The organism is Bacillus sp. LLTC93, assembly GCF_002993125.1.
Classification (GTDB): Bacteria; Bacillota; Bacilli; order Bacillales; family Bacillaceae; genus Bacillus; species Bacillus zhangzhouensis.
Genome location: NZ_PVME01000011.1, coordinates 20,780 through 38,454, shown reverse-complemented (window position 1 = coordinate 38,454; position 17,675 = coordinate 20,780). Strand labels below are relative to the sequence as shown.

Here is a 17,675-nt window from a genome sequence, read left to right as displayed (position 1 = left end):
TTATTTTCCTCCTTCCGCAGTATTCTTCTTAGTTGGAAGGACTTCTCCACGATAGATCCATACTTTTACGCCAAGCTTACCATAAGTAGTGTCAGCTTCAGCAGTAGCATAGTCGATGTCAGCACGAAGTGTGTGCAACGGAACAGTACCTTCACTGTAATATTCAGAACGAGCAATATCTGCACCGCCAAGACGACCAGAAACCATTGTTTTGATTCCTTGTGCTCCAGCACGCATTGTGCGTTGGATTGTTTGTTTTTGTGCACGACGGAATGAAATACGATTTTCAAGTTGACGAGCGATGTTTTCAGCAACTAGCTGAGCATCAAGATCTGCTCTCTTGATTTCAAGAATGTTGATGTGTACACGTTTGCCAGTTAGGCTGTTAAGAGCTTTACGAAGTGCTTCAACTTCAGATCCGCCTTTACCAATTACCATACCTGGTTTAGCCGTGTGGATTGTGATATTTACGCGGTTTGCAGCACGTTCGATTTCTACTTTAGAAACAGACGCGTCAGACAAACGCTTGCTGATGAATTCACGGATTTTCAAGTCTTCATGTAAGAAGTCAGCGTAATCTTTACCTGCGAACCATTTAGATTCCCAATCACGAATGACGCCAATACGAAGACCTACTGGATTTACCTTTTGACCCACGGATTATCCCTCCTTCTTTTCTGATACAACGATTGTAATGTGGCTAGTACGTTTGTTAATTGCGCTCGCACGACCCATAGCACGTGGACGGAATCTCTTAAGTGTTGGACCTTCGTCAACGAATGCTTGAGTAATCACTAGGCTGTTAGCGTCCAACTCGTAGTTGTGCTCAGCGTTTGCGATAGCAGATTTTAATACTTTTTCAATAATTGGTGAAGCAGCCTTAGGTGTAAGGTTTAAGATAGAAACTGCTTCTCCTACTTGCTTACCTCGGATCAGGTCCATTACTAGACGTGCTTTACGAGGAGCAATACGGACTGTTCTTGCGACAGCTTTAGCTTGCATTTAAAAGCCTCCTCTCATTAGCGTCTTGTTTTTTTATCGTCACTAGCATGACCTTTGTAAGTACGGCTTGGTGCGAATTCGCCCAATTTGTGACCTACCATATCTTCAGAAATGAAAACAGGTACATGTTTGCGTCCGTCATAGACAGCGATTGTGTGACCGATGAATTGTGGGAAAATTGTAGAACGACGAGACCAAGTTTTTACGACTTGCTTTTTGTCAGTTTCATTCAATTTCTCGACTTTAGCAATCAAATGATCATCAACAAATGGTCCTTTTTTTAAGCTGCGAGCCATTGTGGAACCTCCCTTCGTGATTGAACTACGGTCCTAAATGAACCGTAGACAACCCCGTTACTTGTTTTTACGACGACGTACAATGAATTTATCAGACTTGTTGGTTTTCTTACGAGTCTTGAATCCAAGAGTCGGTTTACCCCATGGAGACATTGGTGATTTACGTCCGATTGGAGCGCGTCCTTCACCACCACCGTGTGGGTGATCGTTAGGGTTCATTACAGAACCACGAACTGTTGGGCGTACGCCTTTCCAGCGAGAACGTCCAGCTTTACCGATGTTAATTAATTCGTGTTGCTCGTTTCCTACTTGACCGATAGTCGCACGGCAAGCAGAAAGAATCATGCGAACTTCTCCTGAGTTCAAACGTACAAGAACGTATTTACCTTCTTTACCAAGAACTTGAGCAGAAGTACCAGCAGAACGAACTAATTGTCCACCTTTACCTGGTTTTAATTCAATGTTATGCACAACTGTACCAACTGGGATGTTGATAAGTGGAAGAGCATTACCTGGTTTGATGTCAGCTTCTGGTCCAGAAGTAACTTCAATACCAACTTGAATTCCTTTTGGAGCAAGAATGTAACGTTTCTCACCATCTGCATAGTTTATAAGAGCGATGTTCGCTGAACGGTTTGGATCATACTCGATTGTAGCAACGCGTCCAGGTATACCGTCTTTATCACGCTTAAAGTCGATGATACGGTATTGACGTTTATGACCGCCACCTTGATGACGAACAGTCAATCTACCTTGGTTGTTACGTCCGCCTTTTTTGTGTAGCGGTGCAAGCAACGATTTTTCTGGTTTGTCAGTCGTGATTTCAGCAAAATCTGAAGTAGTCATGCCACGACGACCATTACTGGTTGGTTTATACTTTTTAATCGCCATTTTGAATTTCCCTCCTTCTTTTTAAGATTTACGCTTCAAAAATTTCGATTTCTTTGCTGTCAGCAGTTAATTTCACGATCGCTTTTCTGCGACGGCTAGTCATACCAGTGTAGCGTCCAACGCGTTTAGATTTCCCTTTGTAGTTTTGAACGTTGACTTTCTCAACTTTCACTCCAAAGATTTCTTCAACAGCGTCTTTCACTTCTGTTTTGTTAGCTCTGACATCAACTTCGAACGTGTACTTCTTCTCTGTCATTAGATCAGCAGAACGTTCAGTAATGATAGGGCGCTTTAGAACATCACGAGGATCTTTCATTATGCAAGTCCCTCCTCTACTTTTTCAACCGCTGCTTTAGTGATCAGAAGTTTGTCGTGGTTGACAACGTCAAGAACGTTGATACCTTTAGCTTCAACAACTGTTACTCCAGGGATGTTACGAGCAGATAAAGCTACTGTTTCGTTTGCATCCGCAGTGACGATCAACGCTTTCTTCTCAACAGATAATCCTTTAAGGATGCCTGCGAATTCTTTCGTTTTCACTGCATCAAGAGTTAGATCTTCAAGAACGATGATGTTGTTGTCGATTACTTTAGAAGACAATACTGACTTGATAGCCAAGCGGCGAACTTTTTTAGGTAATTTATAAGAATAACTGCGTGGTGATGGACCGAATACGATACCGCCTCCGCGCCATTGTGGTGAACGGATAGAACCTTGACGAGCACGACCTGTACCCTTCTGTCTCCAAGGTTTACGACCTCCGCCACGTACTTCAGAACGAGTTTTTACTTTGTGAGTTCCTTGACGTAAGGAAGCTCTTTGCATAAGAATAGCATCGAATACTACGCTTTCGTTTGGCTCGATTCCAAACACAGAAGCGTTTAATTCGATTTCACCGTTAGTAGAACCGTTTTGGTTAAATAATGCTACTTTTGGCATGACTTGTTTCCTCCTTTCCTAAGAGAGTTATTTAGTTTTAACTGCACTCTTTACAGTTACTAGAGATTTTTTAGCTCCTGGTACGTTTCCTTTGATCAACAGAAGATTGCGTTCTGCATCAACTTTAACGATCTCAAGGTTTTGGACAGTGATTTGCTCTCCGCCCATACGTCCTGGAAGAAGTTTACCTTTGAATACGCGGTTTGGATCAACAGGTCCCATTGAACCAGGACGACGGTGATAACGTGAACCGTGAGTCATTGGTCCGCGTGATTGTCCGTGGCGCTTGATAGCCCCTTGGAATCCTTTACCTTTTGATGTTCCTGTTACATCTACGATATCTCCATTTGCGAAAATATCAACCTTGACTTCCTGACCAACTTCATACGCATCTAACTCCACACCGCGTAATTCTTTTACGAAGCGCTTAGGAGCAGTTTCCGCTTTAGCAACGTGGCCTTTCTCTGGTTTGTTAGAAAGCTTTTCACGTTTGTCGTCAAAACCGATTTGGATTGCTTCATAGCCATCCGTGTCAGCAGTCTTCTTTTGAAGAACAACGTTAGCAGCAGCCTCAACAACAGTTACAGGGATAAGATCACCGTTTTCTGCGAATACTTGCGTCATACCAATTTTTCTACCTAAGATTCCTTTGGTCATTCGTCACACCTCCTATAATATGTGTTTTCTATTTGAATTAAAGTTTGATTTCGATATCTACACCAGATGGTAAATCTAAACGCATAAGTGCATCAACTGTTTGCGGAGTTGGATTCACGATGTCGATTAGACGTTTGTGAGTACGCATCTCGAATTGCTCACGAGAATCTTTGTACTTATGCACCGCACGAAGGATTGTGTAAACTGATTTTTCAGTTGGAAGCGGGATTGGACCAGATACACTAGCACCAGAACGCTTAGCCGTTTCAACAATCTTCTCAGCAGATTGATCAAGAATTCTATGATCATATGCTTTTAAACGAATACGAATTTTTTGTTTTGCCATTATTTTCCCTCCTTTTCGCCTACTTACGTTAGACAGTTCTCCGTGAGAAAAACCTGATCACCTTGCCATGGCAAAGCGGCCGGGTGTGTCAGCAACCTCTCACTTCATCGCAGTCAAAGACCAACATGCACTATTGTACCAAATTGGTCTGCGTGTTGCAATAATAAATCGGATAAATTTATGATTTGCACACTTTTAATATTATACAGGGGTTCAACCTATAAATCAAGCTTTCCCTGAAGATGATGTATAGCAGTCTTTCTTACGACACGAATAAATTCAGCTGGCTCTTCAATATGCGGGGAATGTGCAGATTCTTTAAAGATGAACCATTCTTTTATTGGTGCTGTTAATTGATCAACATATGGTTTTGATACAGCAGCTGGTGTAATCATGTCATGTTCACCAATGATAAAGTAGCACGGTATTAATATAGTAGAAACTCGGTATTGAATGCTCTCATTCAACAGCTCACTCCACAGCATGTCCTGACTAAACTTCTGCCCTTTAAGAAATCTCCATTTATCTATTAGCTGATAATGCTTACTATGAAGAATCCCGCGCAGCATTTGAAAAAGTGGCTTCCATCTATGCGTGAGACCTGCATTTACGAACTCCTTATATAGAGAGAATAAAGCATGAGCAGAGGTTCGTTTCCATGGGGGAGGTGTCAGTAATCGCAGACAGCTAGTGAACAGACGATTGTGATGGTATTTCTTCAAAAGAAGCTCGTACGACACGATATCTTCTTTCAATACATCTACTACCTGACTAATCCCATAATATGCATGATATAAATCCGGACGCTTATGTACTGCTTGTATCGCAATTAAGGATCCCCATGAGTATCCAGCGATGTACAGTTTTGAATGACCTAGATATGAAAGGAGCTTTTCTGTCAGTTCAACTGTATCCTCAATAAACTGCTGAATGGTCATTGATGCAGCAGGAATATTCTTATGATAAGAAAGCCCTGAACCGCGTTGATCCCAGTGGACGACTGTAAAGTCTTGGTCAAGTTCCTCATGAAAGGAATCGATATAACTGATTTGAGCTGAGCCAGGCCCACCGTGTAAAAATAACAGAACGGGTTTCGTTTCTTTTGGGTGATCTTCTTTCATCATAATCCATTGGTCAACTCCGCCGATCAACCATTTTTTCAAATATGTCTTCGCCATTCCAGTGATCCTCTCGGTTCCATTTAGATTCTATAGCTTATAGTAGCCGTTTTGATCTGGAAAAGCAAAAAAAGAGACCCTTTTGCAAGGAGTCTCTTTTATAAGTTTATTACTTAATGATATTTGAAACGACGCCAGAACCTACAGTACGTCCACCCTCACGGATAGAGAAACGAGTTCCTTCTTCGATAGCGATAGTAGAGATAAGTTCAACTTCCATCTCAGTGTTATCGCCAGGCATTACCATTTCAGTACCTTCTGGAAGATGTACGATACCAGTTACGTCAGTTGTACGGAAGTAGAACTGCGGACGGTAGTTAGCGAAGAATGGAGTATGACGTCCACCCTCTTCTTTAGAAAGTACATAAACTTCAGCTTTGAAACGGCTATGTGGAGTGATTGTACCTGGTTTAGCAAGTACTTGACCACGTTGGATATCTTCACGAGATACACCACGAAGTAGTGCACCGATGTTGTCACCAGCTTCAGCATAGTCAAGAAGTTTACGGAACATTTCAACACCTGTAACAGTTGTTTTACCGTTTTCTTCTTGAAGACCGATGATTTCAACTTCATCACCGACTTTAACTTGTCCACGCTCAACACGACCAGTAGCAACTGTTCCACGACCAGTGATTGAGAATACGTCCTCAACTGGCATCATGAATGGCTTCTCAGTGTCACGCTCTGGAGTTGGGATGTACTCATCAACCGCATCCATAAGTTCAAAGATTTTTGCTTCGTAATCAGCATCTCCTTCAAGAGCTTTAAGAGCAGAACCTTTGATAACTGGTACATCATCACCAGGGAAGTCATAGTCAGAAAGAAGGTCACGAACTTCCATTTCAACAAGTTCAAGTAACTCTTCATCGTCAACCATGTCACATTTGTTAAGGAATACTACGATGTATGGTACACCTACGTTACGAGAAAGTAGGATGTGCTCACGTGTTTGTGGCATTGGACCGTCAGCAGCAGATACTACTAAGATCGCGCCATCCATTTGAGCAGCACCAGTGATCATGTTTTTAACATAGTCAGCGTGTCCTGGGCAGTCTACGTGTGCATAGTGACGAGATTCAGTTTCATACTCAACGTGTGCAGTTGAGATTGTAATTCCACGTTCACGCTCTTCTGGAGCACCATCGATTTGGTCATAAGCCATAGCTGTACCTTTACCAGATTTCTTATGAAGAACTGTTGAGATAGCAGCAGTTAGAGTTGTTTTACCATGGTCAACGTGTCCAATTGTACCAATGTTAGCATGCGATTTGGAACGGTCGAATTTTTCTTTAGCCATTCTAAAAATCCTCCTTAAAAGGTTCATTGTATTTGGTATAGAGTGATAGAAAGTGAAGAGTTACCTCTCACTTTCTGATCTTCAATAGTAGTTATACTTTAGTTTAAAGGCAAAATCAATTATTCACCTTTATTTTTTTTGATGATTTCTTCACTAATGCTCTTAGGCACTTCTTCGTAGTGATCCATGTGCATAGTGAAAGTACCGCGTCCTTGTGTGTTAGAACGGAGTGAAGTTGCATATCCGAACATTTCAGAAAGTGGAACCATAGCGCGAACAACTTGAGCGTTACCGCGAGCTTCCATACCTTCTACACGTCCACGACGAGATGTGATATCACCCATGATGTCTCCCATGTATTCTTCTGGGATAACGACTTCTACTTTCATCATTGGCTCAAGTAGAACTGGGTTACATTTGCTGACAGCATTTTTCAATGCCATAGATGCAGCAATTTTAAACGCCATTTCGTTAGAGTCAACATCGTGGTATGATCCATCAAATAATTTAGCTTTGATGTCGATTAATGGGAATCCTGCTAATACACCATTTTCAAGTGAATCTTCAAGACCTGCTTGAATAGCTGGAATGTATTCACGAGGAACAACCCCACCGACGATTGCATTTTGGAATTCGAAGCCTGCGCCTTCTTCGTTTGGTTCGAATTCGATCCAAACGTGTCCGAACTGACCGCGTCCACCAGACTGACGTACGAATTTACCTTCAACTTTTGCACTAGAACGGAATGTTTCACGGTACGCAACTTGAGGAGCTCCTACGTTAGCTTCAACCTTGAACTCGCGCTTCATACGGTCAACAATGATATCAAGGTGAAGCTCACCCATACCAGAGATGATCGTTTGACCAGTTTCAGTGTTTGTTTGTGTACGGAATGTTGGATCCTCTTCAGCTAGTTTAGCTAAAGCGATACCCATTTTATCTTGGTCAGCCTTAGATTTAGGCTCGATTGCTACATCGATAACTGGCTCTGGGAAATCCATAGACTCAAGGATAACAAGACTTTTCTCGTCACAAAGAGTGTCACCAGTTGATGTATCTTTAAGACCTACAGCTGCTGCGATATCCCCTGCGTAAACAGTAGAGATTTCTTCACGGCTGTTTGCGTGCATTTGAAGGATACGTCCAACACGTTCACGCTTGTTCTTAGAAGAGTTCTTCACGTAAGAACCAGAATCAAGTGTTCCAGAGTATACGCGGAAGAAAGTTAGTTTCCCAACATAAGGGTCAGTCATTACTTTAAATGCAAGGGCTGCGAATGGTGCGTCATCAGTAGACTCACGTACAACCTCTTCATTTGTATCTGGCAAGGTACCTTTGATTGCAGCAACATCAGTTGGTGCAGGAAGGTAATCAAGCACAGCGTCAAGTACAAGCTGAACACCTTTGTTTTTGAAAGCAGATCCAACAAGAACTGGATAGAATTCAACATTCAATGTTCCTTTACGGATTGCAGCTTTCAATTCAGGAATTGTAATTTCTTCACCCTCAAGGTATTTTTCCATAAGCTCTTCATCAAGCTCAGCCACAGCTTCAATTAAGCTGCTACGAAGCTCTTCAGCTTTGTCTTTATACTCAGCAGGGATTTCTTGTGCATCAGAGCGAGTTCCAAGGTCATCTTCGTAGAAGTATGCTACGTTTTCTACAAGGTCGATGATTCCTTCGAATTGGTCTTCAGCACCGATCGGCAATTGGATTGCATGAGCGTTTGCTTGAAGACGATCTCTTAATGTGCCTACAGAGTAAAGGAAGTCCGCACCTGTTTTATCCATTTTGTTAACGAATACGATACGAGGTACTCCGTAAGTTGTTGCTTGGCGCCAAACTGTTTCAGTTTGTGGCTCTACACCTGATTGTGCATCAAGAACAGCAACCGCACCATCAAGTACACGTAAAGAACGTTCAACTTCAACAGTGAAGTCTACGTGTCCTGGTGTATCAATGATGTTTACACGGTAACCTTTCCATTGTGCTGTAGTAGCAGCAGAAGTGATTGTAATACCACGTTCTTGCTCCTGCTCCATCCAGTCCATTTGTGAAGCTCCTTCGTGAGTTTCACCAATTTTATGGATACGACCAGTGTAGTACAAGATACGCTCAGTCGTTGTCGTTTTACCGGCATCGATGTGAGCCATGATACCAATATTACGAGTTTTGTCTAAGGAGAACTCTCTTGCCATTGGGTAATTTCTCCTTCCTTATTAGGGAATAGTTTTTTTAGTTTGGTATAAATCCTACCAGCGGTAGTGAGCGAATGCTTTGTTCGCTTCTGCCATTTTGTGTGTATCTTCACGTTTCTTCACAGCAGCACCAGTGTTGTTAGCTGCGTCAAGGATTTCGTTAGCAAGACGCTCTTCCATCGTTTTTTCTCCACGAAGACGAGCGTAGTTAACTAACCAGCGAAGACCTAAAGTCGTACGACGGTCTGGGCGAACTTCTACAGGTACTTGGTAGTTAGCTCCACCTACACGACGTGCTTTAACTTCAAGAACTGGCATGATGTTTTTCAAGGCTTGTTCGAAAACCTCCATCGCTTCATTACCAGTACGTTCTTTGATGATATCAAATGACTTGTAGAGAATTGTTTGTGACTTTCCTCTTTTACCGTCGATCATCATTTTGTTGATCAAACGAGATACAAGTTTAGAATTGTAAATTGGATCTGGCAAAACGTCTCTTTTTGCAACAGGACCTTTACGTGGCATCTGAATAGCCTCCCTTCTCTTTTAAAAGGATTTCTATCTGTCTCTCATCTCAATTTCATTGTCAGATACCTGACTCCACTGATCTGATATCAACTTCTAAAAACCCTTATGTTTGTTTATATTATTTGCTTTGTTTAGGGCGTTTTGTTCCGTATTTAGAACGTCCTTGCATACGACCGTCAACTCCGGCAGTATCAAGCGCACCACGAACGATGTGGTAACGTACACCCGGTAAGTCTTTTACACGTCCGCCACGGATAAGTACTACACTGTGCTCTTGTAGGTTATGACCGATACCAGGAATGTAAGCTGTTACTTCAATCAGGTTAGACAAACGTACACGAGCATATTTACGTAGTGCTGAGTTTGGTTTTTTCGGTGTCATTGTACCGACACGAGTACAAACCCCGCGCTTCTGTGGAGATGTTACGTTAGTGTGCTCTTTTTTGAAACTGTTGTATCCTTTGTTAAGTGCAGGAGACTTTGAGTTTTCAACTTTACTCACGCGTCCTTTGCGTATTAGCTGATTAATTGTAGGCATGTTGTTATTCCTCCCTTCATTACTTTTTTTATAACCCACATACCCAGGTGGTTCATCAAAAGGCAAAAAACAATGCTTTTGCAATTAAAGCATGCAAAAACAAACAAGTACGTTATAACATAATGGCAACAGCTGCTGCCCCAACTTCAATTCCGCAGGCCTTGCCGAGCTTTTTCATGGAATCTACCACTAAAATGTCTACACCCTTCTCTTGCGCTAGTTTCATTACACTAGCTGTTAAAGTAGGATCAGCATCTTTCGCTACGACGATTTCCTTTACTGAATCTCGTTTCAGAGCTTTTACTGTTTGCTTCGTACCAATAATAATGGACTGAGCCTGTGATACTTTATCATAAGACATCGAATATCCTCCAAAGTAACAGGTTTTATTTTGAGCACCTTGGTTATATTATCATCATGGCAGAAGGATGTCAATATCGTATGACAGATTATCTTGACATCCTTCACCATTTTTTGATGATGTTTATGGAAATCTTATGAGAAAGATTACTCTACAGGAACCATATCGTCAGTCGGCTGCACTTGTGAAATCGGCTTAACTTTACGGTAGTTTGGCATTCCCGTTCCAGCAGGAACAAGTTTACCAATGATCACATTCTCTTTCAAGCCAAGCAGTTCATCACGTTTTCCTTTAATCGCCGCATCTGTTAGGACACGAGTCGTTTCTTGGAAGGATGCAGCAGACAAGAATGAGTCTGTTTCAAGTGATGCTTTTGTAATACCAAGAAGAACTGGACGGCCTGTTGCAGGACGCTTGCCTTCGAATAGTACTTTTTTGTTCGCTTCAGTGAATTGATGTACATCAAGAAGTGTGCCTGGCAATACATCTGTATCCCCTGCATCAGCGACACGCACTTTACGAAGCATTTGGCGAACCATTACCTCTACGTGCTTATCTCCGATTTCTACCCCTTGCATACGGTATACTTTTTGTACTTCATGAAGCAGATATTCTTGAACAGCTGTCATGTCAGTCACTTTTAGAAGCTCTTTCGGATCAATAGAACCTTCTGTCAGCACTTGACCACGAGTGACTTTGTCACCTTCAACAACTTTCAGGCGTGCATTATAAGGAGCTGTGTAAGAACGAGTTTCAACTTCGCCTTGAACCACAATTTCCTGCTGCTTGTCACGAACATCGTTGATTTCAGCAACGACACCATCAATTTCAGAGATGGTCGCTTGCCCTTTCGGATTACGTGCTTCAAATAGCTCTTGAATACGAGGTAAACCTTGTGTGATATCGTCTCCTGCTACCCCACCGGTGTGGAACGTACGCATTGTAAGCTGTGTTCCTGGCTCACCAATCGATTGTGCAGCGATGATTCCAACTGCTTCACCAACTTCAACGTCAGTACCAGTTGCAAGGTTACGGCCGTAGCATCGTTTACATACACCATGAGGCGTGTTACATGTAAATGCAGAACGGATCCATACTTCCTCAATACCTGCTTCGACTACTTCAAGTGCTTTATCTTCATCAATTAGCTCGTTTTCGTCGACCATGACTTCGCCCGTTTCAGGATGAACAATTGGTTTTCTTGCAAAACGTCCGATAAGACGTTCTTCAAGTTTCTCAATAATTTCATTTCCTTCTCTAATGGACTTCGCCAAGATTCCACGGTCTGTACCGCAATCTGTTTCACGGATGATGACATCCTGTGCAACGTCAACGAGACGACGCGTGAGGTAACCTGAGTCAGCTGTTTTAAGGGCTGTATCGGCAAGACCTTTACGCGCTCCGTGAGTGGAAATAAAGTATTCTAATACGGTTAAACCTTCACGGAAACTAGATTTAATCGGAAGTTCAATGATACGTCCAGCCGGGTTGGCCATCAGACCACGCATACCAGCCAGCTGAGTGAAGTTAGATGCGTTACCACGCGCTCCAGAGTCACTCATCATGTAGATCGGGTTGACTTCATCAAGGGACTTCATCAGTTTACCTTGGATGACATCTTTAGAAGAACTCCAGATTGAAATTACTCTCTCATAACGCTCTTCTTCTGTAATCAAACCACGTCTGAATTGCTTCAGGACGTTATCTACTTTTGCTTGTGCTTCTTCAAGGATTTTCTGCTTATCATCTAATACGACGATATCAGATACACCAACGGTAATACCGGCTTTAGTAGAATATTTGAACCCAAGATTTTTCATGCGGTCAAGCATTTTAGAAGTCTCAGTGATGTGGAATCTCTTAAAGATTTCCGCAATGATTTTTCCTAAAATACCTTTTTTGAACGGCGCATTGATTTCTTGTTTCTCGATCGCAGCTTTGACATCCTCACCTTTTTCAAGGAAGAAACGATCAGGTGTTTTTTCTTCAATATTACTCTTAGTCGGCTCATTCATGTATGGGAATGATTCCGGTAAGATTTCGTTAAAGATCAGTTTTCCAACTGTTGTAATCAACAATTTAGAACGCTGTTCATCAGTGAATGTCACATTCTTCAACGAGCTAGCTGCAACAGCTACACGTGTATGAAGATGCACATAACCATTTTGATAAGCTAGAAGGGCTTCATTCGTATCTTTGAAGACCATACCTTCTCCGATAGCACCTTTACGCTCAAGTGTTAGGTAGTAGTTACCAAGCACCATATCCTGAGATGGCGTAACAACTGGTTTTCCATCTTTCGGGTTCAAAATGTTTTGAGCAGCAAGCATTAAGATACGAGCTTCAGCTTGAGCTTCAGCAGATAATGGTACGTGAACCGCCATTTGGTCACCGTCAAAGTCAGCGTTGTAGGCTGTACATACAAGTGGATGCAGACGAATCGCGCGCCCTTCCACAAGTGTAGGTTCAAACGCTTGAATACCAAGTCTGTGAAGAGTTGGTGCGCGGTTTAGTAAGACTGGGTGCTCGCGAATAACTGATTCTAAAACATCCCATACTTCCGGCTGCACACGCTCAATTTTACGCTTCGCACTCTTAATGTTGTGAGCTAATCCTTTTTCAACAAGCTCCTTCATCACAAATGGTTTGAATAATTCAAGAGCCATTTCTTTCGGTAGTCCACACTGATACATTTTCAAATGTGGGCCTACGACGATAACGGAACGTCCGGAATAGTCAACACGTTTACCAAGCAAGTTTTGACGAAAACGTCCTTGTTTCCCTTTCAACATGTGAGAAAGAGATTTCAACGGTCTATTTCCTGGTCCTGTTACTGGTCGACCTCTACGTCCATTATCAATCAAGGCATCGACAGCTTCCTGAAGCATACGCTTCTCGTTCTGAACGATGATGCTTGGCGCGCCAAGATCTAATAAACGTTTCAGACGATTGTTACGGTTGATGACACGACGATAAAGGTCGTTCAAGTCAGAAGTAGCAAAACGTCCACCATCAAGCTGAACCATTGGACGTAATTCTGGTGGAATTACCGGAAGTACATCAAGAATCATCCAAGACGGTTTGTTTCCTGAGTTACGGAAGGCTTCTAACACTTCAAGGCGTTTGATCGCACGAGTACGACGCTGTCCTTGGGCAGTTTTCAGCTCTTCTTTCAGTGTATCCACTTCTTTTACAAGATCGATATCTTGAAGAAGTTTGTTGATTGCTTCAGCACCCATAGCTGCTTGGAACGTATTACCGTATTTATCTAAATAAGCACGGAATTCTTTCTCAGAAAGAAGTTGTTTCTTCTCAAGCGGTGTGTTGCCCGGATCTGTCACGACGTAAGAAGCGAAGTAGATCACTTCTTCTAACGCACGTGGTGACATATCAAGAACAAGACCCATACGGCTTGGGATACCTTTGAAATACCAAATGTGGGAAACTGGGGCAGCCAGTTCGATATGCCCCATTCTCTCACGACGGACTTTTGCCCGTGTTACTTCTACACCACAACGGTCACATACAACACCCTTATAACGAACGCGTTTATACTTTCCACAATGACATTCCCAGTCTTTTTGTGGTCCGAAGATACGTTCACAAAAGAGACCATCTTTTTCAGGTTTCAGTGTACGATAGTTAATCGTTTCAGGCTTTTTCACTTCACCAAAAGACCAAGAACGGATTTTATCAGGTGATGCGAGACCGATGTTCATATACTCAAAATTGTTCACATCTAGCAAGGGGCCTACCTCCCTTTTAATCTTCGGGTTATACCCTAGTCACTTGCTCTAATCGTTTCTGCTATTCTTTTGTGACTGCGTCACGTTCAAGATCGACAGGTGCGAGGTCTGCAGCATCTTCGTCATTAGATAACGCTAATCCGTCTGCTTTCTTCGTTTCCTCATCGTCTTCTAAATCTCTCATTTCTATCTCTTCTTCATCACCAGATAGGATTTTGACATCCATACCTAAACTTTGAAGTTCTTTGATTAACACTTTGAATGATTCAGGGACACCTGGTTCAGGTACGTTATCCCCTTTGACGATGGCTTCGTATGTTTTCACACGACCCACAACGTCATCCGATTTAACAGTTAAGATCTCTTGAAGTGTGTATGCAGCACCGTAAGCTTCAAGTGCCCATACTTCCATCTCTCCGAAACGCTGACCACCAAACTGTGCTTTACCGCCAAGTGGCTGCTGCGTAACAAGTGAGTATGGTCCAGTTGAACGTGCGTGAAGTTTATCGTCAACCATGTGAGCCAGTTTGATCATATACATGATTCCAACAGATACACGGTTGTCGAATGGTTCACCAGTTCGACCGTCATAAAGGACTGTTTTCGCATCACGGGACATACCTGCTTCTTCAAGCGTTTCCCAAACATCTTCCTCACGAGCACCATCAAATACAGGTGACGCAATGTGAATGCCAAGGTAACGTGCAGCCATACCCATATGAAGCTCAAGCACCTGACCGATGTTCATACGAGATGGTACCCCTAGAGGGTTTAACATGATATCAATCGGCGTTCCATCTGGAAGATACGGCATATCTTCTTCTGGAAGGATTTTAGAGATAACCCCTTTGTTACCATGTCGTCCGGCCATTTTGTCACCTTCAGAAATTTTACGCTTCTGAACGATGTATACGCGGACTAACTGGTTCACACCTGGTGGTAATTCATCTCCATCTTCACGGTTAAAGACTTTTACATCGTGGATAATTCCGCCGCCGCCGTGTGGAACACGTAGAGACGTATCACGAACTTCACGAGCCTTTTCACCGAAGATTGCATGTAATAGACGTTCTTCAGCTGTCAGTTCTGTTACACCTTTAGGCGTTACTTTCCCTACAAGAAGGTCTCCGTCTTTTACTTCTGCACCAATACGGATGATTCCACGTTCGTCAAGGTTGCGTAAAGCATCTTCCCCAACGTTTGGAATATCACGTGTGATTTCTTCTGGTCCAAGCTTTGTATCACGAGCTTCTGATTCATATTCTTCAATATGGATAGAAGTATAGACGTCATCTTTTACAAGGCGCTCACTCATAATGATCGCATCCTCGTAGTTGTAACCGTCCCATGTCATGAAGCCGACCATCACGTTACGTCCTAGAGCCAATTCACCTTTTTCCATAGAAGGACCGTCTGCAAGGATTTCTCCTTTAACGACTTCATCTCCAACACTTACGATTGGACGCTGGTTGTAGCAAGTCCCTTGGTTAGACCGGACAAATTTCAGCAAGCTGTATTTGTCTAGGTTTCCTTTGACTTGTTGTCCGTCAACGTCTTCATAGCGACGAACCCAAATGTTTTTCGCTTCAACACGTTCTACAACACCTGGATAGCGGCAGATAACAGCAGCACCAGAGTCTTTCCCTGATACATACTCCATACCTGTACCAACAATCGGTGATTCCGGCTGCATCAAAGGCACAGCCTGACGTTGCATGTTCGCTCCCATTAGAGCACGGTTAGAGTCATCGTTTTCTAAGAATGGGATACATGCTGTCGCCGCAGAAACAACTTGCTTTGGCGAAACGTCCATGTAGTCAACGCGGTTTCGAGGAACAACTGTGTTTTCCCCTCTGAAACGAGCAATGATATTATCATCGATAAACGAACCATCTTCACCTAATATAGCGTTCGCTTGTGCTACAACATAGTTATCCTCTTCATCAGCAGTTAAGTAATCGATTCTCGGTGTCACTTTACCTGTTTCAGGGTCAACCCGGCGGTAAGGTGTTTCAATAAATCCGAAGCGATTCACTTTTGCAAATGAAGATAGAGAGTTGATCAAACCGATGTTTGGACCCTCTGGTGTTTCAATAGGACACATACGGCCATAGTGAGAGTAGTGAACGTCACGAACTTCCATTCCTGCACGCTCACGTGTCAAACCACCCGGTCCAAGCGCCGACAGACGACGTTTGTGCGTCAATTCAGCAAGCGGGTTTGTTTGATCCATGAACTGAGAAAGCTGAGAGCTACCAAAGAACTCTTTGATAGAAGCGATCACAGGACGAATGTTAATCAGCTGCTGAGGTGTGATCGTGTTCGTGTCTTGAATCGACATTCTTTCACGAACAACACGCTCCATTCTGCTTAAACCAATACGGAATTGGTTTTGCAGAAGTTCACCTACAGAACGCAGACGACGGTTACCAAGGTGATCGATATCATCTGTGTCACCTACTCCATGAAGCAGGTTAAAGAAGTAACTGATTGAAGCAATGATGTCAGAAGGCGTGATATTTTTCACAGCTTCCTCTACATATGCATTACCAATCACGTTGATCACTTGCTCGCCTTCTTGATCAGTTGGTGCATAAATCTTGATAGATTGAAGTTCTACTTCATCTTCTACTACGCCACCGTTCGGATAAAGCTTTCTAAATCCGATGCCGTTTTCTAAGTATGGAAGAACTTTATCAAGAACTCTTCTGTCTAAAATTTGACCTTTTTCTGCTAGAATTTCACCTGTTTCAGGATCAACTAGTGTTTCAGCCAACTTTTGATTGAACAGTCTATTTTTAATATGAAGCTTCTTATTAATCTTGTAGCGACCAACATTTGCTAGGTCATATCTCTTCGGATCAAAGAAGCGAGAGTCTAGCAAGCTTTTCGCATTTTCAACAGTTGGCGGCTCTCCAGGACGGAGGCGCTCGTAGATTTCGAGAAGTGCTTTATCCGCATTCTCTGTATTGTCTTTTTCCAGCGTGTTGCGTAAGTATTCATTCTCGCCAATGAGGTCAAGAATCTCTTGATCAGAGCTGAAGCCGAGAGCACGCAAAAGAACCGTAACCGGCAACTTACGTGTGCGATCGATGCGTACATAAACTACATCCTTCGCATCAGTTTCGTATTCTAACCATGCGCCACGGTTTGGAATGACAGTCGCAGTAAAACCTTTTTTACCGTTTTTGTCTACTTTACCACTGAAATATACACTCGGAGAACGCACTAATTGAGAAACGATTACACGTTCCGCACCATTAATGATAAAAGTACCTGTGTCTGTCATGATTGGGAAATCCCCCATGAACACATCTTGGTCTTTTACTTCTCCAGTTTCTTTGTTAATTAAACGAACTTTCACTCTTAGTGGAGCAGAGTAAGTTACATCACGTTCTTTTGATTCTGCTACAGGATACTTAGGATCCCCTAGGCTGTAATCAATGAATTCAAGAGAAAGGTTACCAGTAAAATCCTCAATTGGGGATATATCTTGAAACATCTCTCTAAGACCCTCATCAAGAAACCACTGATAAGAAGAGGTTTGAATTTCAATGAGATTTGGTAATTCTAACACTTCGCTTATGCGTGCGTAGCTTCTGCGCTGGCGGTGTCGTCCATACTGAACTAGTTGACCTGTCAACTGATTCACCCCTCAAATCATGCGTATTATATGTGTAAAAAGTATTTCTGTC

At 42.7% G+C, this 17,675-nt stretch carries 16 protein-coding genes; all 16 read right to left on the bottom strand.

Going from position 1 to position 17,675, the window contains the following annotated elements; translation table 11 throughout:
* On the bottom strand, positions 1 to 657 hold the full coding sequence (rpsC, locus tag C6W18_RS18940; protein WP_003217241.1) for a 30S ribosomal protein S3: 657 nt from the start codon (positions 655 to 657) through the stop codon (positions 1 to 3).
* A gap of 3 nt (positions 658 to 660) precedes the next feature.
* Positions 661 to 1,002: a 50S ribosomal protein L22 gene (gene rplV, locus C6W18_RS18935; protein ID WP_007496316.1), complete on the bottom strand. Its 342-nt coding sequence runs from the start codon at positions 1,000 to 1,002 to the stop codon at positions 661 to 663.
* Positions 1,003 to 1,019: 17 nt separating this feature from the next.
* On the bottom strand, positions 1,020 to 1,298 hold the full coding sequence (rpsS, locus tag C6W18_RS18930; RefSeq protein WP_034323215.1) for a 30S ribosomal protein S19: 279 nt from the start codon (positions 1,296 to 1,298) through the stop codon (positions 1,020 to 1,022).
* A 57-nt stretch (positions 1,299 to 1,355) separates the two neighbouring features.
* Positions 1,356 to 2,189: a 50S ribosomal protein L2 gene (gene rplB, locus C6W18_RS18925; protein ID WP_034323217.1), complete on the bottom strand. Its 834-nt coding sequence runs from the start codon at positions 2,187 to 2,189 to the stop codon at positions 1,356 to 1,358.
* A 28-nt stretch (positions 2,190 to 2,217) separates the two neighbouring features.
* Positions 2,218 to 2,505 (bottom strand): 50S ribosomal protein L23, encoded by a 288-nt coding sequence (gene rplW / locus C6W18_RS18920; protein ID WP_003217016.1) that lies wholly within the window; start codon positions 2,503 to 2,505, stop codon positions 2,218 to 2,220.
* The gene (gene rplD, locus C6W18_RS18915) at positions 2,505 to 3,128 is read right to left on the bottom strand and encodes a 50S ribosomal protein L4 (RefSeq protein ID WP_034323219.1); all 624 of its coding nucleotides are present in this window, start codon (positions 3,126 to 3,128) and stop codon (positions 2,505 to 2,507) included. The genes rplW and rplD overlap by 1 nt, the downstream gene beginning before the upstream one ends.
* Before the next feature lie 27 nt (positions 3,129 to 3,155).
* A complete protein-coding gene (gene rplC / locus C6W18_RS18910; protein ID WP_034323221.1) occupies positions 3,156 to 3,785 on the bottom strand; it encodes a 50S ribosomal protein L3 in 630 nt (209 codons plus the stop codon).
* A gap of 37 nt (positions 3,786 to 3,822) precedes the next feature.
* A complete protein-coding gene (rpsJ, locus tag C6W18_RS18905) occupies positions 3,823 to 4,131 on the bottom strand; it encodes a 30S ribosomal protein S10 (RefSeq protein WP_003156464.1) in 309 nt (102 codons plus the stop codon).
* A 218-nt stretch (positions 4,132 to 4,349) separates the two neighbouring features.
* Positions 4,350 to 5,309, bottom strand: coding sequence for an alpha/beta fold hydrolase (locus C6W18_RS18900; RefSeq protein ID WP_105928555.1), 960 nt, complete (start codon positions 5,307 to 5,309; stop codon positions 4,350 to 4,352).
* 109 nt (positions 5,310 to 5,418) lie between these two features.
* Entirely contained in the window at positions 5,419 to 6,609 is a 1,191-nt protein-coding gene (tuf, locus tag C6W18_RS18895) for an elongation factor Tu (RefSeq protein ID WP_034323226.1), read from the bottom strand.
* A 119-nt stretch (positions 6,610 to 6,728) separates the two neighbouring features.
* Entirely contained in the window at positions 6,729 to 8,807 is a 2,079-nt protein-coding gene (fusA, locus tag C6W18_RS18890; RefSeq protein WP_034323229.1) for an elongation factor G, read from the bottom strand.
* A 54-nt stretch (positions 8,808 to 8,861) separates the two neighbouring features.
* Positions 8,862 to 9,332, bottom strand: a complete 471-nt coding sequence (gene rpsG, locus C6W18_RS18885) for a 30S ribosomal protein S7 (RefSeq protein WP_003216884.1) — start codon at positions 9,330 to 9,332, stop codon at positions 8,862 to 8,864.
* 121 nt (positions 9,333 to 9,453) lie between these two features.
* Entirely contained in the window at positions 9,454 to 9,873 is a 420-nt protein-coding gene (gene rpsL, locus C6W18_RS18880) for a 30S ribosomal protein S12 (RefSeq protein ID WP_003216962.1), read from the bottom strand.
* Positions 9,874 to 9,985: 112 nt separating this feature from the next.
* Entirely contained in the window at positions 9,986 to 10,234 is a 249-nt protein-coding gene (locus C6W18_RS18875; RefSeq protein WP_034323232.1) for a 50S ribosomal protein L7ae-like protein, read from the bottom strand.
* Between the two features lie 146 nt (positions 10,235 to 10,380).
* Complete coding sequence (rpoC, locus tag C6W18_RS18870) at positions 10,381 to 13,980, bottom strand: DNA-directed RNA polymerase subunit beta' (protein ID WP_105928554.1); 3,600 nt, start codon at positions 13,978 to 13,980, stop codon at positions 10,381 to 10,383.
* A 61-nt stretch (positions 13,981 to 14,041) separates the two neighbouring features.
* Complete coding sequence (gene rpoB, locus C6W18_RS18865) at positions 14,042 to 17,623, bottom strand: DNA-directed RNA polymerase subunit beta (RefSeq protein WP_007496297.1); 3,582 nt, start codon at positions 17,621 to 17,623, stop codon at positions 14,042 to 14,044.
* Between the last annotated feature and the right edge of the window lie 52 nt (positions 17,624 to 17,675).

Coding starts and splice junctions, on each gene's coding strand:
- rplV (WP_007496316.1), bottom strand. CDS start 1,002: ATGCAAGCTAAAGCTGTCGCAAGAACAGTCCGTATTGCTCCTCGTAAA.
- rpsS (WP_034323215.1), bottom strand. CDS start 1,298: ATGGCTCGCAGCTTAAAAAAAGGACCATTTGTTGATGATCATTTGATT.
- rplB (WP_034323217.1), bottom strand. CDS start 2,189: ATGGCGATTAAAAAGTATAAACCAACCAGTAATGGTCGTCGTGGCATG.
- rplW (WP_003217016.1), bottom strand. CDS start 2,505: ATGAAAGATCCTCGTGATGTTCTAAAGCGCCCTATCATTACTGAACGT.
- rplD (WP_034323219.1), bottom strand. CDS start 3,128: ATGCCAAAAGTAGCATTATTTAACCAAAACGGTTCTACTAACGGTGAA.
- rplC (WP_034323221.1), bottom strand. CDS start 3,785: ATGACCAAAGGAATCTTAGGTAGAAAAATTGGTATGACGCAAGTATTC.
- rpsJ (WP_003156464.1), bottom strand. CDS start 4,131: ATGGCAAAACAAAAAATTCGTATTCGTTTAAAAGCATATGATCATAGA.
- C6W18_RS18900 (WP_105928555.1), bottom strand. CDS start 5,309: ATGGCGAAGACATATTTGAAAAAATGGTTGATCGGCGGAGTTGACCAA.
- tuf (WP_034323226.1), bottom strand. CDS start 6,609: ATGGCTAAAGAAAAATTCGACCGTTCCAAATCGCATGCTAACATTGGT.
- fusA (WP_034323229.1), bottom strand. CDS start 8,807: ATGGCAAGAGAGTTCTCCTTAGACAAAACTCGTAATATTGGTATCATG.
- rpsG (WP_003216884.1), bottom strand. CDS start 9,332: ATGCCACGTAAAGGTCCTGTTGCAAAAAGAGACGTTTTGCCAGATCCA.
- rpsL (WP_003216962.1), bottom strand. CDS start 9,873: ATGCCTACAATTAATCAGCTAATACGCAAAGGACGCGTGAGTAAAGTT.
- C6W18_RS18875 (WP_034323232.1), bottom strand. CDS start 10,234: ATGTCTTATGATAAAGTATCACAGGCTCAGTCCATTATTATTGGTACG.